This window comes from Thalassotalea atypica (assembly GCF_030295975.1).
In the GTDB taxonomy this organism is placed as follows: Bacteria; Pseudomonadota; Gammaproteobacteria; order Enterobacterales; family Alteromonadaceae; genus Thalassotalea_F; species Thalassotalea_F atypica.
The window spans coordinates 2,368,483-2,389,580 of record NZ_AP027364.1 but is presented as its reverse complement, the minus strand read 5'-3'; the positions used below and the strand labels follow the sequence as shown (position 1 = coordinate 2,389,580).

The window sequence follows — 21,098 nt, the reverse complement described above, 5'->3', positions numbered from 1 at the left end:
TTTATGTGGTGGCACACCTAAAAATTGTGAATTGTATAAAAAAGGACCCGAAACGAGGGTACGTTTCAGGTCCAGGGGATTGGCTCAATAAGGTTGAGCCGTGCGCTAATTAACTAATTTTTTACAAGTACTTTGCGAGCATGTTTGTACAAAATTTGAGCTAACACATCTAAGTGTAGTGCAAAAGTAATGTAATGCTAATTTATTTTAATTTCGATTGTAACTCATTGTTTATAAAGTTCTTGTTTTCGGTGTGGCCAGTGCCTTTATAAATTACCCTAAGCTAATGCACGGTTTAACCACAAGTTATCAACAGTTTGTGGTGGCCCATTATGTAGTCGTGACAATTGTGTTAAATTTAAACCTAAGCCTAAGCCTAAGCCTAAGCCAGTATAAAAAGAACATTCTCAGTTTCTTTAGTATAAATCCTCTTGTACGCCAGTCCATAAATTATATTTCTTCTATGCTTCAAAAACTTGACTAAAGTTAAGCAAACTAAATTTTAAAACTCTTAATAGAAACATTGAATTGTCGACAATCTAATGTTTTTTACCTTGACTAATCGAAATAAGAGTCTATTATTCACTTAAATTCTTATTAACTGTCGACAATTTATGGCATTACTCAATCCTACACAACAAGTGGCAATTACTACTGCTGATAAAGTTTTTGAACAAATTCAAAATGCGATTGTTGAAGGAGTTATTGCCGCGGGTAGCAAGATCAGTGAGCCAGAATTAGCGAAAAAATTTCAAATTAGTCGTTCAACTTTAAGAGAAGCATTAAATCGTTTAGAAAAATGTCATTTGATTGTTCGTAAGGCTAATGTTGGCTCGCGTGTGGTTGAGTGCACTATTGAAGGCTTGCTCGAAATTTATATTGTTAGAGAAGCACTTGAAGGCATGGCCTGTCGTCAGGCGGCCCAAAATATGACTGATGAAGAAATCGCTAACATGAAGACGATGTTAGAAACACACAGTCAAGCTAAAGACTTAAAAGACGGCGTTGCATATTATCAAGAAGAAGGTGATTTAGACTTTCACTATAAAGTAATTCTTGGCAGTCATAATAAAGAACTCATCAATATTTTATGCGGACAGTTATATCACTTAGTCCGCATGTATCGTTGTCAATTTGGCATGAACAGCCCACGTGCAACACGTGCTTTTGACGAACACTCCAGAATTATTGAAGCTATTGCCGATAGAGATGGTGAATTGGCTGAAATGTTAATGCGTCGCCATATCGCAGCATCGCGTAAGAATATAGAAAACAAAATTGCCCTAAAATCTGAGCAAAATCAACATACACATAACTCAACAAGTTAACTATAAGGAACGGATAATGACAGCACAATTATCTCCGGGTGCAAAGTTTCGTTTAGCACTAGAAAACAATAAGCCACTACAAGTTGTTGGTACTATCAACGCCTATTGCGCCATGATGGCTGAGCAGTTAGGTCATCAAGCCATTTATTTATCTGGTGGCGGCGTTGCAAATGCATCATACGGTTTACCTGATCTTGGTATGACGTCGTTAAATGATGTTGTTGCTGATGTAGCGCGCATCACTTCAGCTTCTAATCTACCGTTATTAGTTGATATCGATACGGGGTGGGGTGGTGCATTCAATATTGCAAAAACTATTCGCGATATGGAAAAAGCCGGTGCGGCTGCCGTACATATTGAAGATCAAGTCGCGCAAAAACGCTGTGGTCATCGCCCAAATAAAGAAATCGTTTCTACGGAAGAAATGGTTGATCGAATAAGAGCTGCTGTTGATGCTCGTACCGATAAAGATTTTTTCATTATGGCTCGCACTGATGCCTTTGCACAAGAAGGGTTAGAAGCTGCATTAGAGCGTGCAAAAGCATATGTTGCGGCCGGCGCTGATGGCATTTTCGCTGAAGCAGTAAAAACCGAAGAACACTACCGTGCATTTACTTCAGCTTTAGATGTTCCTGTTTTGGCAAATATTACAGAATTCGGCCAAACAGAACTTTGGAACAAAGAGCAGTTAGGCGAGTGGGGATGTGCGATGGTACTTTACCCATTATCAGCATTTCGTGCGATGAATAAAGCTGCGGAGTCTGTATATAAAACATTGTTGGCAGACGGCGATCAAAAAGCTGAAATTGATAACATGCAAACACGTATGGATTTATATGACTACCTTGGCTATCACGATTACGAACAAAAGTTAGACTCGCTGTTTGCTGAAGGCAAAAACAAATAAACAAGCTATGTACGGCGAGTCGATGTTAATCCTCGCTATTACGTTAAAAATATTAAAATTTGAGGAAACTAACATGGTTGATAAAAAATTAAGTGGCGCTGGTCTTCGTGGTCAAAGTGCAGGCGAGACAAAGCTTTGTACAGTAGGCAAGTCAGGCTCTGGTCTAACTTACTGTGGTTACGATGTAGCCGATTTGGCTGAAAATGCGACGTTTGAAGAAGTAGCTTATCTACTTTTTAATGGTGAATTACCAAACGAAAAAGAATTGGCTACGTACAAAGCTGAATTAGCAACTATGCGTGATTTGCCGCGAGCTTTAAAAGAAGTGCTACAGCGTATCCCTGCCGATGCACATCCTATGGATGTAATGCGAACCGGTTGTTCGTTTTTAGGTAATGTTGAGCCGGAGAATGACTTTTCTGAACAAAGGCAAGCTGCAAATCGCTTATTGGCGGCATTTCCAGCAATCATGTGTTATTGGTATAAATTCAGTCATGATAACGTAGAAATAGACTGTGTTACAGATGAAGACTCTTTAGGTGGTCACTTCTTGCGTTTATTAAATCAAGAAGAGCCTTCAGAACAACACAAACGTGTTATGGATGTTTCTTTAATTTTGTATGCTGAGCATGAATTCAACGCATCAACTTTTACAGCTCGTGTTTGTGCTTCAACGTTGTCAGATATGTACTCGTGTATCACCGGCGCAATCGGTACGTTACGTGGCCCACTTCACGGTGGTGCCAATGAAGCAGCTATGGATATGATTGAAAAATTCAAGTCGCCTGAAGATGCTAAAGAGCAAATGGCTGGCATGTTAGAGCGCAAAGAAAAAATCATGGGCTTTGGTCACGCTATCTATCGTACATCTGATCCACGTAACACTGTGATTAAAGCTTGGTCTGAAAAATTAGCTGCTGAAAATGGTGATTCGTCTTTATACGATATCTCTGTTGCTTGTGAAGAGTTCATGTGGGACACCAAAAAGTTATTCTGTAATGCAGATTTCTTCCATGCGTCTACATACAACTATATGGGTATTCCGACTAAACTGTTTACACCTATTTTTGTATGTTCACGTTTAACAGGTTGGGCAGCGCATGTAATGGAACAGCGTGAAAATAACCGTATCATTCGTCCATCTGCCGACTACACAGGTGTTGAGCCGCGCACGGTTCAACCTATCTCTCAAAGATAGGTTAGCTTGTTCTTTGGCTTTATTTCATCGTTAGATCTCAGCTCACATAGTTTACTATACGTCGCTTTATCTGCCTTGAACTAAAGCCAAACTCCATCGCTGTAAATTATAATTAAAAATAATGCCTACAATTTCGGCATTATGTTAACTCAATTTTGTGGATTAAGTTATGAACTACGATTACCGCAAACCGCTACCAGGTGCGAATATAGATTTTTTTGATACGCGAGCTGCTATCGAAACAATCAAACCTGGCTCATACAAAACATTACCTTATACTTCTCGCGTATTAGCTGAGCAACTGGTTCGAAAGTGTGAACCTGCTGATTTAACGGCGGCGTTATCGCAAATTATTGAAGGTAAGCAGGACTTAGATTTCCCATGGTACCCTGCACGTGTTGTTTGTCATGATATTCTTGGCCAGACGGCATTAGTTGATTTGGCTGGTCTTCGAGACGCCATTGCTGACCAAGGCGGCGATCCTGCGAAGGTGAACCCTGTAGTACCGACACAATTGATTGTCGATCACTCGCTTGCAGTAGAAGCACCAGGTTTTGACAGTGAAGCTTTTGAGAAAAACCGCGCGATTGAAGACAGACGTAATGAGCATCGTTTCCACTTTATCGAATGGACTAAAACCGCATTTAAAAACGTTGATGTTATCCCAGCGGGTAACGGCATCATGCACCAAATCAACCTAGAGAAAATGTCGCCTGTAATTCAAGCACGTGATGGTGTAGCTTTCCCTGATACATGTGTTGGTACTGACTCTCATACGCCTCATGTTGATGCGTTAGGTGTTATTGCTATTGGAGTTGGTGGCCTAGAAGCTGAAACTGTAATGCTTGGCCGCCCATCGATGATGCGATTACCTAACATTGTCGGTGTTAAATTGGTGGGTAAGCGTAATCCTGGTATAACCGCGACTGATATCGTTTTGGCAATTACTGAGTTTTTGCGTAATGAAAAAGTGGTTGGTGCTTATTTAGAATTCTTTGGTGAAGGTGCTAGCAGTTTATCCATTGGTGACCGTGCAACCATTTCTAACATGACGCCAGAATACGGGGCGTCAGCGGGTATGTTCTACATTGATGATCAAACCATTGATTATTTAAAAATAACGGGACGTGAGCCTGAACAAGTTGCTTTAGTTGAAACTTATGCCAAACATACTGGTCTTTGGGCTGACGACTTAGTTGATGCGGAATATGGACGCGTTTTAGAGTTTGATTTATCAAGTGTTGGCCGCAATATGGCTGGCCCATCAAACCCGCACCGCCGCTTAGCAACAGCTGATTTAGCATCAAAAGAGATTGCTAAAGATTTAGACAAATGTAAAGCACAAGAAGAAAAGGGAGAAATGCCAGACGGTGCGGTTATTATCGCCGCAATTACTTCATGTACGAATACATCAAATCCACGTAATGTTGTTGCTGCGGGTTTAGTTGCAAAAAGAGCGAACGAGTTAGGTTTAGTGCGCAAGCCTTGGGTAAAATCTTCATTTGCTCCTGGTTCAAAAGTCGCCAAACTTTACTTAGAAGAAGCTGGTTTATTACCTGAAATGGAAAAACTAGGTTTCGGTATTGTTGGTTATGCGTGTACAACCTGCAACGGCATGTCAGGTGCGTTAGACCCGAAGATTCAACAAGAAGTTATTGACCGTGATTTATACGCTACTGCGGTATTATCAGGTAACCGTAACTTTGATGGTCGTATTCACCCATATGCAAAACAAGCATTCTTGGCGTCACCGCCACTTGTTGTTGCTTATGCAATTGCGGGTACAATGCGTTTTGATATTGAACAAGATGTGTTAGGTCAAGACCAAAATGGTAATGACATCACGCTTAAAGATATCTGGCCAAGTGATGAAGAGATTGATGCTATTGTTAGCTCAGCTGTAAAACCCGAGCAATTCAAGAAAGTTTACACGCCAATGTTTGACCTAGGTGCGTTTGAACCTGCAGAAAGTCCACTGTACGCATGGGATGAAACCAGTACTTATATTCGTCGCCCTCCATATTGGGAAGGAGCTCTTGCTGGTGAGCGTACTATGAAAGGTATGCGCCCGTTAGCTGTATTGGGTGACAATATTACAACCGATCATTTATCACCAAGTAACGCCATTCAGTTAAACAGTGCAGCCGGTGCATACCTTGATAAAATGGGCTTGCCAGAAGAGGACTTTAACTCTTATGCGACTCACCGCGGTGATCATTTAACGGCGCAACGTGCAACGTTTGCTAACCCGAAATTATTTAACGAAATGTGTCGTGATGTTAACGGCGACGTCAAGCAAGGCTCGCTAGCTCGTGTTGAGCCAGAAGGCGTCGAGTCGCGCATGTGGGAGGCTATTGAAACTTATATGGAACGTAAACAGCCACTGATTATTGTTGCAGGCGCAGACTATGGTCAAGGCTCGTCACGGGATTGGGCGGCAAAAGGTGTACGTTTAGCTGGCGTTGAAGTGATTGTTGCTGAAGGTTTTGAGCGTATTCACCGTACTAACCTTATTGGTATGGGCGTGTTACCGCTTGAGTTTACCAAAGGTGAAACGCGTAATACCTACAACATAGATGGTACAGAAACTTTCGATGTTGAAGGTGAGACTGCACCTGGAACAGCAATGACGGTTGTTATGACGCGTGCAAATGGTGAGCAAGTTGAAATTCCAGTTAAGTGTCGACTAGATACGGCGGAAGAAGTGTCGGTTCATGCAGCCGGCGGCGTACTACAAAAGTTTGCCAACGACTTCCTTGAGTCGAACTCATAATTGATTTTTAGTGTTTGTCTTGTGTTGGAAGTGCTCATGTATACGTGTACATTCAGCGTTTCGTTCTTGGCAAAACTTAAAACTCTTCTTATGGAAATCAACTTTGCATAGGTAAATAATCAAAGCAGCAATTTAGATAGCTAATTTGCTGCTTTTTATCAAATGAAAGGTCGCAAAGCAAAAGGTGATTTAGCAAGGTGAATAGAAGAAACACGTCACTTCTATGTGACGTTATTCAACGCCATAAATTATCCGTTTGATAAGCGAAAACTATTGAAGGTAAATACATGAATCATGTCCCTCAAGTAAAGATTCCAGCTACATACATCCGTGGCGGTACGTCGAAAGGTGTATTTTTCAATTTAACTGACTTGCCTGACCGTTGTCAGGTTGCCGGTGAAGCCCGTGATAACATGCTATTGCGCGTGATTGGCAGCCCTGACCCATACGGAAAACAAACCGACGGTATGGGCGGGGCGACATCAAGCACGAGTAAAACCGTGATATTGTCAAAGTCTGAACAAGAAAATCACGATGTGGATTACCTTTTTGGTCAAGTGGCCATTGATAGAGCCTTTGTTGATTGGTCGGGAAATTGTGGCAACTTGACTGCAGCTGTAGGCTCATTTGCAATTTATGCAGGCCTTGTGGCTAAAGACCGTATTCCTGAAAATGGCGTATGTACAGTACGTATCTGGCAAGCAAATATTAGTAAAACTATTATTGCACAAGTGCCTATTACCAATGGTGAAGTGCAAGAAACCGGTGATTTTGAGCTTGATGGTGTAACGTTTCCTGCAGCAGAAGTGCCGGTTGAGTTTATTGCACCTGTAGATCCAAGTGAAGCCATGTTTCCAACAGGAAATGTTGTTGACCAACTAGAAGTACCGTCTTGTATCTCGAAAACCGGTACGTTGACCGCGACTATGATCACAGCAGGCATTCCAACCATTTTCTTAAATGCTGATGAAATTGGTTATCAGGGGTTTGAGCTACAAGATGATATTAATAGTAGTGAAGAGCAGCTAGCCTTTTTTGAAACTATACGTGCTCATGGTGCATTAAAAATGGGCTTGATTAGTTCATTAGAAGAAGCAAAAACTCGTCAACACACACCCAAGGTAGCGTTTGTTTCACCTGCCAAAGATTATACTGCCTCTAGTGGTAAGTCGATTACTGAGTCGGATATTGATCTAAATGTTCGCGCATTATCTATGGGTAAGTTACACCATGCTATGATGGGCACAGCAGCTGTCGCTATCGGCACTGCAGCAGCGATACCTGGAACAACGGTAAACCTAGCGGCAGGTGGTGGTGAAAGGAACAGTGTTACTTTTGGGCATCCTTCAGGTACGCTAAAGGTAGGCGCACAGGCTAGTCAAATTGACAGTAGTTGGGTTGTCGAAAAAGCGATCATGAGTCGAAGTGCAAGAATTTTAATGGAAGGTGTTGTTCGTATACCAGGAGATAGCTTCTAGTTAAAATTGTTATTATCTTGAACATAAAAGTCGATACTATTTCTATTTTTGATTTGTCGTGTATCGACTTTTGGTTAAAACAATTCACAAATTATTTCCATTTTTCCTGTGGTATGTATCTTTAATCCCTTTAAATTAGCTTATCTTAGGTTACACTAACTTAAATTTTCTGTTTCAGGCTAGTGTATGCAATATCGTAATATCTTCATCTACTTTTTTGGTTGTTTCTTCAGTGGTTGTGTAGTGGCCAGTTCATTAACCATTGATGAGCCACTTGAACTATTAAAAATTAACGGACAAGAACATGTCGCTAATTTCTTTGCATCAAAAACAAGCATTGATTTGGTCAAAGGTCGTCATGTTGTGCTAATGAGATACAAAGACATATTTGATGATTCTGATGAGGATGATCATACAACGGTAAAGTCTGAGCCATTTATTGTCATTTTTGATATTACCGATGATAACCAACAGTTGGTCGCTGTATCTCCCGAGATTAATAACTTGAAAGCAGCAAGGGGATTTGCTGAAGAACCGTCAATGTCATTGATTGAACAAGCCACTGATTCAGTTGTATCAACTGAAGTAATGTCTTTAGTAGAGTTTGAGCAAAAACAGTTTCAGGCAGCGATTACGTTACCGCCAGTTAAGCAAAAGCCCAGTACACCAGTAGTCGTCGATCAAAAGGTGAAACTCAGTCAAACTGTACAAAATCCAAAGAAAAATTTCCAAGCGATCAAAGATAATGCATCTCTTAATGATGCTTCCCAGAACACTAGAGCCTTAGAAATGTTGATGTACTGGTGGCAGGAAGCTTCTCAAGAAGATAAAAAAATATTCTTAGAAAAAGTCGATATGGTTAAGGAATAAGTATGATTAATTTTACGCGGACAATGTGCTTGCTGCTTATTGTATCGTATACACACGCAGTTAACGCCAGCGCAGAACAAGGTATCACCGTAACAGGCAAGGGAATAATTGAAACGTCGCCAGACCAATTTAAGCTAAGTTTAACAATAAGTGAACGTGGGATTATTGCCAGTAAAACCAAACAAAGAATAGACACTCAAACCCAGCAAGTGTTGAAAGCAATAAAATCATTAGGCGTTAATGATCGTGACATTACCTCAACTCAAATCAATATCAATCCTATCTACCATAAAATTCAGCATAATGTAGACAAGGTATATTTACCTCTTTCCGAGATGAATAACTCAGGGGGAGTATCAGTAAAACCGGGCTTAACAGATAAAAAACGATATGATGTAGAGTTTGAAGTAAGTAGACAAGTAGAAGTGAAACTGCGTGAATTCTCACAGTACGAAAAATTGCTAGATCGTGTGACAAAACTTGGTGTAAATAGAATTTCACCAGTGCAAGCGAGTGTTTCCAATGCAGAAGAGCTTTATCAGCAAGCCCTAGATATTGCCGTTAAGAACGGAAAAGAGAAAGCAAGCCTATTGGCAAAACAGATAGGCGTGAATATTGTCAGTGTGAGTAATCTGGAAGAATTATCACATCGCGCACCGGGTAGAATGATGATGGCATCAGAAGCGATGGGAGGAGGGGGCGATTTTCAAAGTTATCGAGGCGTAAATGCAATAACAGCGGAAGTTCGCATCACTTTTGTTATTTCACCGTAATTAATTGCCTAAAAGTGCTAATAAGGCTTTAATTTGGCCGTATATCAAGGTATCTTTAGCGCTTTTGAAATATTGCAAAAATACGGATTATGGATAAGGTAAAATTTTACCAAGAATTAAATGAGCAAGTTGCCGCTATTATTTCGTCAGAGTCTGACGTGATTGCTAATATGGCAAATATCAGTGCACTTTTGTTTGAAGCATTAGATTTTGTTAATTGGGCTGGTTTTTATCGCTTGATTGACGGTGAACTTGTATTAGGGCCATTTCAAGGTAAAGTTGCGTGTATTCGTATTCCTGTAGGACGTGGCGTTTGCGGCACTGCTGTGTCTCAAGACCAAACGCAGCTAATTGGCGACGTTCATCAGTTTACTGGTCATATTGCTTGTGATGCTGCAAGTAATTCTGAAATTGTTATACCAGTGCGCCAATCCGGTAAAGTTATCGCAGTACTGGATATTGACAGTGTGAAATTTGAACGTTTCGATCAAGAAGACAAAAAAGGGTTGGAAACAACGGTCCGTTTGTTAGAGCAACAATTGGTTGCTGAATAATGAAAGAAATTGTAGTTATACATGATTATTTAGTCTCGGAAGCTGTTGTAGGCGACTGGGAAGGTGAAGAAGAAATAGTAGCGGAGCGTATCAATGAGATTTATCATACGCTGTACAATCTTGCGGAAGATGACATAGATCCGGAAGAGTTAACCCAACTATTAGAATTAGTTTGGGATGCATGGATAGGACAGGAATCATTGCCTGAACTAGACATGGAAGATATTTATGATTGGTGTCGGCATTTGTTAGAAAACCGAGATCAGTTTATTCAAGAGACATTTGATTAATTAAGTTGTATTTATGGAAACTAAACGTATTAGCAATAAAGAAATTATTGCTTACTTGGCAGAAAAATTCCCCGCATGTTTTAGCGTAGAAGGCGCTGCAAAACCTCTCAAAGTAGGGATTTTTCAAGACTTAGCAGAAAAGCTTGCGGACGATGAAACGGTTAGCAAGACACGATTACGTCACGCATTGCGTCACTACACAAGTAGCTGGCGTTACCTTAAGTCAGTTAAAGCTGGCAGCCACCGAATTGATTTGGAAGGCAAGGACGCTGAAGCTATTGATGAAGCGCAAGCAGAATACGCAAGCAAAACGCTTAAAGACAGCCAAGAAAAGTTTGCTAACAAAAAAACACAAGACAAAGTGGCTAAAAAACCTTATAAGGGAAGTAGCACTGAATCTAAACCTGCGGCAGATAAAAAGCGTAGCCAAAAGTTTAAAGCGGTTAAAACGCCATCAAAAGCTGCTCCTAAGAAATCTGTACCACTGAAACCTGTAGAGTCGTCTACAATTAAAGTTAATCAGAAAGTGAAAGTACAGCTAGGTAATGCACCTATGAGTGCAACAATTACTGAGATAGCAGGTGATGATATCAGCGTACAACTCAATTCAGGAATGGTGATTAAAACTCGCATTCAAAATATTTATACTGAATAATTATTGGAGTAATTGGCATGCAAAAATTAAGTCGTATCGCACTTGCCGTATCGATGTCGTTCAGCTTGACCGTATTAGCGTCAACCTCGAATGATACAGAACTTCCTATATTGAAGCCTGAAAGTCAGCATGCAACGGCAAGTAAACGTATCACGGCTCAATTTACACGTGCCCACTACAAGCAAATTAAAGTTGATGATGTATTGTCAGAGCAAATCTTTGACCGATACATCAAGCAGCTCGATTATGGTCGCAATGTCTTTTTAGCCACAGATATCGAATCTTTAGAAAAATACCGTCAAGATTTTGATTCAATTATTGCTCGCGGTAAATTAGATATTGCTTACGAGATTTATAACTTAAATCTTAATCGTCGCCTACAGCGTTATGAATACGCAATCTCTCTTTTAAATAAGCCATTCGACTTCACCATAGATGAATCATATAGTTTTGATCGTGAAAAAGCTCAATGGGCAACAGACGAAGCTGAGATTAATGAGCTTTGGCGTAAGAAGGTCAAGTACGATGCTCTGAATCTGAAGCTAGCCGGTAAAGAGTGGGACAAAATTAAAGAAGTTTTAACCAAACGTTATAACTACGCAATAAAGCGTTTGAAACAAAGTGAAAGTGAAGATGTTTTCCAAATCGTCATGAACAGCTTTGCTCGTGTGGTGGAACCTCATACATCATACCTTTCTCCTCGTAATGCAGAACGTTTTCAAATGGAAATGAATCTGTCGTTAGAAGGGATCGGCGCAGTTTTAAGAGCGGAAGAAGATTATACCGTTATTCAAAGCATTGTCACCGGTGGTCCTGCTGACAAATCTAATCAGTTAAAGCCTAAAGATCGAATTGTTGGTGTTTCTCAAGGTAAAGATAAGTTTGAAGACGTAATAGGCTGGCGTTTAGATGATGTTGTTGATCTAATTAAGGGCCCTAAGGGCAGCCAAGTTAGGTTACAAGTGCTTTCTGGTGAAGCGGATGACGACTCAAGTATAAAAGTGGTCTCAATTGTTCGTGATACTATTAAGTTGGAAGACAGAGCAGCCAGCTCTGAAGTCTATTTTGAAAGTGAAATTGATAAAAACGGGAAAAAACTAGGGGTAATTACTATCCCAAGTTTCTACAATAACTTGTCCCGCGACGTTAAAAAAGAAATTGAGAAACTCAAAGCGGACGAAGTTGACGGCATTATAGTAGATTTACGTGGCAATGGCGGTGGCTCATTAACCGAAGCTACATTGTTAACGGGTTTGTTTATTGACAAAGGACCTGTTGTTCAAGTTCGAGATGGTGCTAATCGTGTGCAGGTCAATAGTGACCGTGACGGTTACAGTTATTATAACGGGCCTTTAACGGTCATGGTTGATCGATACAGCGCATCAGCAAGTGAGATATTTTCTGCGGCTATACAAGATTATGGGCGAGGTACTATTGTTGGTGAGAATACCTTTGGTAAAGGTACTGTGCAGCAACATCGTGGCTTAGGTCGTGTTTATGACTTATATGAAAACCCATTAGGCAGTATTCAATTTACCATTGCGAAGTTTTATCGTATAAACGGTGGCTCAACTCAGCACCGTGGTGTGGTACCTGATATCAAATTCCCTTCTGCAATTGATCCATTAGATTGGGGAGAAAGCAAAGAAGAGAATGCGCTACCTTGGGATCAAATCGCGAAAGCCCGCTATAGTCGCTTAGATGATTTAACAACAGATATCTCTTATTTAAACTCTTTACATCAAGAGCGCATTAGTGAAAATACCGAATTTAAGTATTTATTAGATGACATTGAGCAATATAAAGCTGAAAAAGACGATAAAAGCATTTCATTGAACATGGAAGCCCGTAAAACAAAACGTGAAACCAGAAAGGCTAAGCAATTAGCCAGAGCAAATGAACGTTTAGCTTTAATGGGTAAAGAAGCAATCACAAGTTTGGAAGACTTACCCGATGAACTTGATGAACTCGATCCATTTTTAGATGAAACAGCGAAAATCACCTTTGATCTAATAGCATTGGGTCGCGTGGCGAAAAAATAAAGTAAATACAGCTAAAAAAAGCCGCCTCTTCTGGCGGCTTTTTTTAGTGGTTTAAAAAGTAAATTTTTATCTAAAAAAATTACATCTTTAGTTTAAAAATAGATAACAAAAATAATAGTAAATTATAATAATTATTAGGAAGTATACAATTTATGAGTGAAGCAACAGAAACTAGAAGGGCTCCGAGTTTTATCGATGCTTTGATTCCTGTTTTAGCCTTAGTCGGCATGTTAGCGATGGCTGTAATATATTTTGAAGACGACTCATCTTATGGTCCCAATCAAATCGCACTATTATTAGCAATGGGCATCGCGATATTAATAGGCTTGAAAAACGGTTATAAATGGCACTCAATGGAGAAAGCCATCGTTCATGGGATCTCGATTTCCTTAGGCGCTATTCTCATTTTATTAGCTGTTGGTTCATTAATCGGTACATGGTTATTATCGGGCACAGTTCCTACCATGGTTTACTACGGATTAAAGATTATTGACCCTAGTTGGTTTTATGCTGCAGCGTGCTTAGTGTGTGGTATAGTTGCAATGAGTATTGGCAGCTCTTGGACAACGGCGGCCACAGTTGGTGTTGCGTTTATTGGTATTGCTAGTGGCTTTGAAATGTCTTCTGCTGTCACCGCTGGGGCTGTTATATCTGGTGCTTACTTTGGTGACAAACTTTCACCGTTATCTGAAACAACTAATTTGGCACCTGCTGTAGCCGGTAGCGAGCTGTTTGAACACATTCGTTATATGTTGTGGACGACAATTCCTTCCATTTCAATTGCATTGATCTTATTTCTAATCATAGGGTTTAACCACTCGGCAACAGAGGTGGGCAGTACAGATAGCATCCAAACGCTGACTAATACACTAGAATCAACTTACAATATTTCGATTTATAATTTGATCCCGTTATTCATCTTACTATTCTTAGCATATAAGAAAATGCCAGCTTTTCCTGCCGTGGCCATTGGCGCAATAATTGGGGCTGTTTGGGCATTACTTTTCCAACAAGAACTCATATTAAACATGGCGCAGGAAGGTGTGGACAGCACCAAAGGCATTGTAATGGTTATTTGGACGGCATTTTTTAACGGTGTAGTGGTGGAAACGGGCAACCCAGAAATTAATGAGTTGTTAAGCCGTGGTGGGATGTCGAGTATGTTAAACACCATCTGGCTAGTAATGACGGCGCTGAGCTTTGGTGCTGTGTTAGAACATTTAGGAATGCTTCGAAAGTTTGTTGAGTCAATATTATCTGCCGCAAAATCTACCGGTAGCTTAATTGGAAGTACTATTGCGACTTGTATTGGTACGAATCTAATCACCGCAGATCAGTACATGGCGATTGTTATGCCAGGTAGAATGTACAAAGAGGAATACGAGCGTCGAAAACTGCATCCAACAGTACTGAGTAGAACACTTGAAGACTCTGGTACCATTACGTCGCCATTAATTCCGTGGAATACATGTGGTGCTTTTATGTTTGGGGCATTAGCATTAACATCCTATGATTATATATTTTATTGCTTTTTCAACTTAATAAACCCTGTAATAGCCCTTATCTATGCATATACAGGTTTTAAAATTAAAAAAATGGCTTAAATTAACTTCCCATACAAACGTATAGCCTGCTCATAGCGGGCTTTCTTTTATACACATTTCATTCTCAGAAGGTTCAATACATGTCAGAATTTACCGCACGTTATTTATCCGACTATACCGCTAGCGAATTTGCGATCAAGACAGTCAATTTAACTGTAACACTTTCTAATGCAGCGACTCATGTTAGCAGTGAGCTGACCATTGAAAAACTCTCAGATACAGCCAGTGAGCTGACACTAGATGGTGAACACTTAATATTAAAATCTATTTCACTTGACGGTAAAACACTGAGCAAGAATGAATATATGTTATCGGATACTACATTGGTAATTCCGGTATCTCAAAACCAATTCACACTTGTGATTGAAACCGAAATCAACCCCGAGGCTAATACAGCATTAGAAGGGTTATTTAAGTCAGGCGATGCATTTTGTACTCAATGTGAAGCAGAAGGTTTTAGGCGAATTACCTACTATTTAGATAGACCTGATGTGATGTCTGTATTTACCACAAAGGTGATTGCAGACAAAGACGCGTATCCATATTTACTCTCCAACGGTAATAAAATTGAAGAAGGGGAGTTAGGTGAAGGCCAGCATTATGTTACATGGCATGATCCGTTCCCTAAACCCGCTTACTTATTTGCATTAGTTGCCGGTGATTTTGATCTGCTCAGCGATAGCTATCAAACGTCATCTGGTCGTGACGTGGCGTTGGAAATATTTGTTGATAAGGGAAACTTACCTAAAGCCGAACATGCTATGGCATCGCTTAAGCATTCAATGGCTTGGGATGAGAAAACCTTTGGGCTAGAGTACGACTTAGATATTTATATGATTGTTGCTGTCGATTTTTTCAATATGGGCGCAATGGAAAACAAAGGCCTCAACGTATTTAATAGCAAGTACGTTTTAGCCGATAAAGCAAGTGCCACTGATACTGATTACTTCAATATAGAAGCCGTCATTGCTCATGAGTATTTTCATAATTGGACAGGTAATCGTGTGACCTGTCGTGACTGGTTTCAGCTAAGTCTGAAAGAAGGGCTGACAGTTTTTAGAGATCAGCAGTTCAGCGCCGACATGCATTCTAAATCGGTAACGCGCATTCAAAATGTCAAAGTACTTCGAGCGATGCAATTTGCTGAAGATGCCGGCCCTATGTCGCATCCAATTAGGCCTGAAAAAGTGATGGAAATGAATAACTTTTATACATTAACTGTGTATGAAAAGGGTTCGGAAGTGATAAGAATGATCCACACATTACTGGGCGCAGAAGGTTTTAGACAAGGCATGGACTTGTACTTTAAACGCTTTGACGGAATGGCCGTGACTTGCGATGATTTTGTTAATGCTATGGCTGATGCAACAGGTAAGGACTTAACGCTGTTTAAGCGCTGGTATGCTCAATCAGGTACACCTGAGCTAATTGTAGAGCAAAATTATGATAGTGTGAGTAAGCGTTTTGACTTGAACATTTCTCAATTCCATCGACCATCGGATAATCAACCCAATAAGCACGATTTACATATCCCAATTAGAATAGAATTAATCGATCCTGTCACGGAAGAAGTTACTTCTAAATTGCTCGAGCTAACATCGGCTAGTCAGTCATGGAGCTTTAGCTGTACTCATAAGCCTGTTGTCGCAGTGCTTGCAGACTTTTCAGCGCCAGTGAAGGTACGTTTTGACCAAAGCAATGAGGAACTCAGCCAAATATTGACCTTGGCGGATGATTATTTTTGTCGTTGGGATGCAGCGCAAAAAATTATGCAACACCATCTAAAACGTCTAACCATTGATATAACAACAGATATTCCAACATCATTTTTTGAAATGTTATCGCGTTGTATCAGTGATATTAAAGATAACGCTTTTAAAGCTTTATTACTGACGTTACCAAGTTTTGATGAAATGGTATCACAAATTGAACAAGTTAACGCGACTAGCCTATGTGCAGCTATTGAACAATTGAAGCAACTGATTGCGACTCAATTAGAGTCCCAGCTGCTAGGTGTGTATCAGCAGTGCGAAGAATTTCAATCAGTAGATGAGGGTGAACAAGTTGCTAACCGTTCATTGCAGAATGTTAGTTTGTCATATCTCAGCGCTATAACTGCACATGAAGAATTAACGGAAAAGCAGTATTACAAAGCAAATAATATGACTCAGGCGCTAGGCGCTTTGACCGCGGCGATTAAACAAAATACCTCAATGTTTAAGGTATTAATGTCGGACTTTGAAAATCAGTGGCGTGACACTACGTTAGTTATGGATAAATGGTTTACCTTATCTGCTTCAGTGCCCAATGATGATATTTATGGCCAGTTAACGGCCTTAATGGCACGTGACGATTTTAGTATGAATAACCCGAACAGAGCACGCTCATTGGTTGGAGGATTTGTCACGCAAAACCCTAAATATTTTCATTGCGAAAGCGGGAGAGGTTACCAATTTTTAGCAGACCGTATTGTTGAACTCAATAAGATTAATCCTCAGGTTGCCTCAAGGTTAATTACGCCATTGATTCAATTTAAAGAATTTGATGTTGCTAGGCAAAATTTGATGAAGACAGAATTACAACGTATTCAGAAAACTCCAGAATTGGCGCGTGATCTTGTCGAAAAATTGGATGCCGCTTTAACGTGAAGTATAAATTTGTGCTAAAGATGTCTACTCAAGAGTTTCTCCCCTATTATCGGGGAGAAATTCAACAGGTCGTTGTTACAACATTTGAACATATTAGAGTACAGTTTCCAGCAATGTATTTAAGAAAATACCTTACAAGCGATGGAATAGAGGGGATCTTCAGCTTAGAAACGGAAAATAATAAATTTAAAAAATTAGAGAAAATAACATAATTAGAGTATATGCTTTAAACAGTGGTCAGACCATGAGCCTGTTCCTTGGCTTTTCGTAGATTAACCATTACAGGGGCTATTCAGCCAGTTCTTTCCCTAAAACCTGCCTAAATTACATTCGTTTAAAACAGTTGTTTTAAACGGTGTTTAATTGTTCTGCTTTTATAGTGTGCAAGCCATTAAAATAAAGCACATCAACATTCGTGATTTGAACTTGCCAGACATTGAAAATGATGCAATTATTGTTTAATCCACCATGTGGACAACAAAAAATTACAAAGTAAAACAGAAAAATAAGAATTGTTTCAGGACTGGGGAGAGAATGAATGAAACAGAGCCCGCGTGTAAGTTTTTACAAAAAGCCTTTAGCAGCGAGTATAACCGCCGCTTTAATGGCTATTACCGCTCCAAGTGTAAACGCCACCAATTTTCAGTTGGGTGATTTTGATATTAGCTTCGACTCTACCTTTTCTCTTGGGTCAAGTTGGCGAGTAGAAGACAGAAATTGGAACGATAATGTTGGTAAATCAAATAACCTAAACAACGGTTTTGATTTTTCTAACTATCACCCAGCATTCAATGCAACACCCATCAACGCCGATTTATGGGACGGCCAAGGTGGTTATTCAAATAATGGTGACAATGGCAACCTTAACTATGATTCAGGTGACGCGTTTTCTACCATCGTTAAAGGCACACATGAATTAGATATCAATAATGGCAACATGGGTGTTTTCATCCGTGGTATGTATTTTTATGATTTTGAAATGTCTGATGAAGACAGAGCATGGACAAATCCGACATCAGGTGTGACTAATGATCCTTGTCGAGACGACGAAGCCTCTGATCAACTATGTAGTGATATTCGTCTGCTTGATGCGTTCTTCTATGGTGATTTTGATATAGGCGAAATGCCTTTTTCTATTCGCGTAGGTCAGCAAGTAATCAGCTGGGGTGAAAGTACGTTAATTTCACACGGTATCAGTGAGCTAAACCCTGTTGATATCGCACGATTAAGAGCGCCAGGCTCAGAGCTCAAAGAAGCATTCATTCCATTCGGTGCTGTTTGGGCATCTTTAGGTGTTACTGAAAACTTTAACATTGAAATGTTCTACCAATATGATTGGGAGAAAACAATTCTTCCTGCACCAGGTAGTTATTTCTCAACCAATGATTTCGCCGGTGATGGTGGTCACTATAATAATGTGCAACTTGGATTTACCGGTAACCCTGACATGGATCTAGACTTCCTACTAGCGGGCTTAAACGGCATTGGCGATATGTTACGCAGTGGTGACCCAACATTAGGAGCAGCTGCGGCAGCTGGGTATCTTGCCTACCCAACTAAATTAACGCTACGTGCACCAGGCAGCCAAGCTGAACTAGAGCCAGAAGATGGCGGTCAATACGGTTTACGTTTGTCTTGGTATTTACCTGAGTTAAATGATACTGAAATCAGTTTGTATCACATGAACTACCATAGCCGTCGACCACTATTTTCTGGCGTAACGGCTGACTTTACTTCCGCTGCTATTGCAAATGACTTAGCGACAATTGCTACAAATCAAATCACTGAAGATAACTACAGTGATCTGCAGGCATTCTCTAAAGTATTATTATCATATCCTGAAGACATAAAACTTTATGCGATGAGCTTTAATACAACGGTTGGTACTACGGCTGTTGCAGGTGAAATATCTTACCGCCAAGACGAGCCACTGCAGATTGATGATGTAGAGTTGTTGTTTGCCGCTATGCCTCAACAATTGGCAAACGCAGGTATTCGTCCTGATTTAGATGGTGTATCTCAAATGGATACATTTGGTCCAGGTGAAACTGCCGACGGATTTATTTTATCTGATACTGTTCAAGCTCAAATGACGTTAACGCATTTATTTGGCCCTACGTTAGGTGCTGCACAGGCAACAGGTTTGTTTGAAATAGGCGGTATCAATATCAATGATATGCCTGATGAAGACGAGTTACGCCTTAACGGTCCTGGTACAGCGCGTAATGGCGGTATTGCTGGGAAAGAAGGGTTAGAACTAGCGCTTCAAGACGGCGTTGAAACTAATCCATTCCCAGACGAATTTGCTTGGGGGTACCGCGCTTTATTAAAACTCGATTACACTAACGTGTTTGCTGGCATAAACGTGTCGCCACGAATTGTATTCTCACATGATGTAGAAGGTATCACACCAGATCCGTTGTTTTTATTTGTCGAAGATAGAAAATCAGTATCGTTTGCACTTGATTTTGATTATCAGAGCCGTTGGTCAGCAAACATTGGCTACAATACGTTCTTCGATGGCGTAGGAACTACCAATAAGATGGAAGATCGTGATTTCGTGTCTTTTAGCATTAAGTATTCAATTTAAGGACATATTAACAAATGAAAAAGTTAACCTTATTATCTTTAGCGGTTTCGCTTGCAGTAACTAGTAATATTGCGCTAGCCAAAGTATCCCCTGCGGATTCAGCTAAATTATCAAAAGAACTAACGCCAGTGGGGGCAGAACGTGGTGCCAATGCTGACGGTTCAATTCCTGCGTGGGATGGTGGTATTAAAGCAGCTCCTGCAGGTTATACTCCGGGAGATCATCACCCAGATCCATTCTCAGGTGATAAAGTCGAATATACTATTACCTCAGCTAATGTGGGCGAGTACAAAGAGTTATTGACACCAGGGCAAGTTAAATTATTTGAAACTTATCCTGATACCTACAAAATGAACGTTTATCAAACACGTCGCTCTGCATCATTTCCTGAGCATGTGTACCAAGCGTCGATTGACAATGCTGCTCGTGCAGAGTTAGTTGAAGGTGGCAATGGTATTACACAGGCAGCTGTTGGTGTGCCATTCCCAATTCCATCAACGGGTTTGGAAGCTATTTGGAATCACATTTTGCGTTATCGTGGAGAAGGCTTGACGCGTCAAGGTGGACAAGCAGCTCCAACTGCTGGTGGCGATTACACTTATATAGGCTTCGACGAACAGTTAATGTTGCCATATAACGTAAAAGGCGCTGCACCAGAGAAGTTACAAGAGTCAAATATTCTGTTTAAATTCAAACAGAAAGTGTCTTCTCCTGCACGTATAGCGGGTACAGCTTTATTGGTGCATGAAACAATGGACCAAATTAAAACTCCTCGTCAAGCCTGGACTTATAACACTGGTCAACGTCGTGTTCGCCGTGCTCCTAACGTAGCGTATGATGCACCAGGTACAGCGTCAGATGGTTTACGTACAACAGATGATTTTGATATGTATAACGGTGCACCAGATCGATACACATGGACATTAAAAGGAAAGCAAGAGTTATTAATTCCTTACAATGACTATCGTTTGCACAGTGATAGCGTCAAGTATGATGAAATTATCCAACCAGGCCATATTAACCCTGACTTAGTTCGTTATGAAAAACACCGAGTATGGGTGGTTGAAGCAAACTTAAAATCTGATACTCGTCATACTTATAAGAAACGTGTTTTCTTTATTGATGAAGACAGCTGGCAAATCGCCGTAACTGATATATACGATAACCGTGATGAATTGTATCGTGTTGGTGTGGCTCATGGTATAAATTACTATGAAGTGCCTACACAATGGTCTACGCTAGAAGTATTCCATGATATACAAGCACGTCGTTATATCGCTATTGGTTTAGACAATGAAGCTGAAATGTATGATTTCTCTGCTACATTGGAAGATAAGTCGTTCACACCAGCGGCATTAAGACGCGAAGGTCGTCGTTAACCCAAACGG

Annotated in this window: 16 protein-coding genes; all 16 read left to right on the top strand. The window is 40.3% G+C overall.

All coding sequences use genetic code 11. From position 1 onward, the window contains the following. Positions 1 to 614 precede the first annotated feature (614 nt). Positions 615 to 1,328, top strand: a complete 714-nt coding sequence (locus QUE03_RS10990) for a GntR family transcriptional regulator (protein ID WP_286261375.1) — start codon at positions 615 to 617, stop codon at positions 1,326 to 1,328. Between the two features lie 16 nt (positions 1,329 to 1,344). Further along, a complete protein-coding gene (prpB, locus tag QUE03_RS10985) occupies positions 1,345 to 2,235 on the top strand; it encodes a methylisocitrate lyase (RefSeq protein ID WP_286261374.1) in 891 nt (296 codons plus the stop codon). A 73-nt stretch (positions 2,236 to 2,308) separates the two neighbouring features. Beyond that, positions 2,309 to 3,433, top strand: coding sequence for a bifunctional 2-methylcitrate synthase/citrate synthase (gene prpC / locus QUE03_RS10980; protein ID WP_286261372.1), 1,125 nt, complete (start codon positions 2,309 to 2,311; stop codon positions 3,431 to 3,433). A 169-nt stretch (positions 3,434 to 3,602) separates the two neighbouring features. Beyond that, a complete protein-coding gene (acnD, locus tag QUE03_RS10975) occupies positions 3,603 to 6,206 on the top strand; it encodes a Fe/S-dependent 2-methylisocitrate dehydratase AcnD (RefSeq protein WP_286261370.1) in 2,604 nt (867 codons plus the stop codon). A 287-nt stretch (positions 6,207 to 6,493) separates the two neighbouring features. Beyond that, positions 6,494 to 7,684 (top strand): 2-methylaconitate cis-trans isomerase PrpF, encoded by a 1,191-nt coding sequence (gene prpF, locus QUE03_RS10970; RefSeq protein ID WP_286261368.1) that lies wholly within the window; start codon positions 6,494 to 6,496, stop codon positions 7,682 to 7,684. A 186-nt stretch (positions 7,685 to 7,870) separates the two neighbouring features. Further along, positions 7,871 to 8,554, top strand: coding sequence for a DUF2057 family protein (locus QUE03_RS10965; RefSeq protein ID WP_286261366.1), 684 nt, complete (start codon positions 7,871 to 7,873; stop codon positions 8,552 to 8,554). 2 nt (positions 8,555 to 8,556) lie between these two features. Beyond that, complete coding sequence (locus QUE03_RS10960; protein ID WP_286261364.1) at positions 8,557 to 9,327, top strand: SIMPL domain-containing protein; 771 nt, start codon at positions 8,557 to 8,559, stop codon at positions 9,325 to 9,327. 89 nt (positions 9,328 to 9,416) lie between these two features. Continuing rightward, positions 9,417 to 9,881 carry a GAF domain-containing protein gene (locus QUE03_RS10955; RefSeq protein WP_286261362.1) on the top strand — a complete coding sequence of 155 codons (465 nt, stop codon included), beginning with the start codon at positions 9,417 to 9,419 and terminating at the stop codon, positions 9,879 to 9,881. After that, on the top strand, positions 9,881 to 10,171 hold the full coding sequence (locus tag QUE03_RS10950) for a hypothetical protein (protein WP_286261360.1): 291 nt from the start codon (positions 9,881 to 9,883) through the stop codon (positions 10,169 to 10,171). Before QUE03_RS10955 ends, QUE03_RS10950 begins: the two co-directional genes overlap by 1 nt. Before the next feature lie 13 nt (positions 10,172 to 10,184). Continuing rightward, positions 10,185 to 10,826, top strand: coding sequence for an RNA chaperone ProQ (gene proQ / locus QUE03_RS10945; RefSeq protein WP_286261359.1), 642 nt, complete (start codon positions 10,185 to 10,187; stop codon positions 10,824 to 10,826). Positions 10,827 to 10,843: 17 nt separating this feature from the next. Continuing rightward, entirely contained in the window at positions 10,844 to 12,868 is a 2,025-nt protein-coding gene (gene prc, locus QUE03_RS10940; RefSeq protein ID WP_286261357.1) for a carboxy terminal-processing peptidase, read from the top strand. A 152-nt stretch (positions 12,869 to 13,020) separates the two neighbouring features. Then, positions 13,021 to 14,472: a Na+/H+ antiporter NhaC gene (gene nhaC / locus QUE03_RS10935; RefSeq protein ID WP_286261355.1), complete on the top strand. Its 1,452-nt coding sequence runs from the start codon at positions 13,021 to 13,023 to the stop codon at positions 14,470 to 14,472. Positions 14,473 to 14,552: 80 nt separating this feature from the next. Then, positions 14,553 to 17,120, top strand: coding sequence for an aminopeptidase N (gene pepN, locus QUE03_RS10930; RefSeq protein ID WP_286261353.1), 2,568 nt, complete (start codon positions 14,553 to 14,555; stop codon positions 17,118 to 17,120). Further along, positions 17,117 to 17,332 carry a DUF2835 family protein gene (locus QUE03_RS10925; protein WP_350227385.1) on the top strand — a complete coding sequence of 72 codons (216 nt, stop codon included), beginning with the start codon at positions 17,117 to 17,119 and terminating at the stop codon, positions 17,330 to 17,332. The genes pepN and QUE03_RS10925 overlap by 4 nt, the downstream gene beginning before the upstream one ends. 326 nt (positions 17,333 to 17,658) lie before the next feature. After that, positions 17,659 to 19,710: a DUF1302 domain-containing protein gene (locus tag QUE03_RS10920; protein ID WP_286261351.1), complete on the top strand. Its 2,052-nt coding sequence runs from the start codon at positions 17,659 to 17,661 to the stop codon at positions 19,708 to 19,710. Between the two features lie 14 nt (positions 19,711 to 19,724). Continuing rightward, complete coding sequence (locus tag QUE03_RS10915) at positions 19,725 to 21,089, top strand: DUF1329 domain-containing protein (RefSeq protein ID WP_286261349.1); 1,365 nt, start codon at positions 19,725 to 19,727, stop codon at positions 21,087 to 21,089. Positions 21,090 to 21,098 lie beyond the last annotated feature (9 nt).

What these genes read in the sequence shown, in the direction of transcription:
- prpF (WP_286261368.1), top strand. Translation starts at nt 6,494, where the DNA reads ATGAATCATGTCCCTCAAGTAAAGATTCCAGCTACATACATCCGTGGC.
- prpB (WP_286261374.1), top strand. Translation starts at nt 1,345, where the DNA reads ATGACAGCACAATTATCTCCGGGTGCAAAGTTTCGTTTAGCACTAGAA.
- QUE03_RS10990 (WP_286261375.1), top strand. Translation starts at nt 615, where the DNA reads ATGGCATTACTCAATCCTACACAACAAGTGGCAATTACTACTGCTGAT.
- QUE03_RS10920 (WP_286261351.1), top strand. Translation starts at nt 17,659, where the DNA reads ATGAAACAGAGCCCGCGTGTAAGTTTTTACAAAAAGCCTTTAGCAGCG.
- proQ (WP_286261359.1), top strand. Translation starts at nt 10,185, where the DNA reads ATGGAAACTAAACGTATTAGCAATAAAGAAATTATTGCTTACTTGGCA.
- nhaC (WP_286261355.1), top strand. Translation starts at nt 13,021, where the DNA reads ATGAGTGAAGCAACAGAAACTAGAAGGGCTCCGAGTTTTATCGATGCT.
- pepN (WP_286261353.1), top strand. Translation starts at nt 14,553, where the DNA reads ATGTCAGAATTTACCGCACGTTATTTATCCGACTATACCGCTAGCGAA.
- QUE03_RS10950 (WP_286261360.1), top strand. Translation starts at nt 9,881, where the DNA reads ATGAAAGAAATTGTAGTTATACATGATTATTTAGTCTCGGAAGCTGTT.
- prpC (WP_286261372.1), top strand. Translation starts at nt 2,309, where the DNA reads ATGGTTGATAAAAAATTAAGTGGCGCTGGTCTTCGTGGTCAAAGTGCA.
- QUE03_RS10960 (WP_286261364.1), top strand. Translation starts at nt 8,557, where the DNA reads ATGATTAATTTTACGCGGACAATGTGCTTGCTGCTTATTGTATCGTAT.
- QUE03_RS10915 (WP_286261349.1), top strand. Translation starts at nt 19,725, where the DNA reads ATGAAAAAGTTAACCTTATTATCTTTAGCGGTTTCGCTTGCAGTAACT.
- QUE03_RS10965 (WP_286261366.1), top strand. Translation starts at nt 7,871, where the DNA reads ATGCAATATCGTAATATCTTCATCTACTTTTTTGGTTGTTTCTTCAGT.
- QUE03_RS10955 (WP_286261362.1), top strand. Translation starts at nt 9,417, where the DNA reads ATGGATAAGGTAAAATTTTACCAAGAATTAAATGAGCAAGTTGCCGCT.
- acnD (WP_286261370.1), top strand. Translation starts at nt 3,603, where the DNA reads ATGAACTACGATTACCGCAAACCGCTACCAGGTGCGAATATAGATTTT.
- prc (WP_286261357.1), top strand. Translation starts at nt 10,844, where the DNA reads ATGCAAAAATTAAGTCGTATCGCACTTGCCGTATCGATGTCGTTCAGC.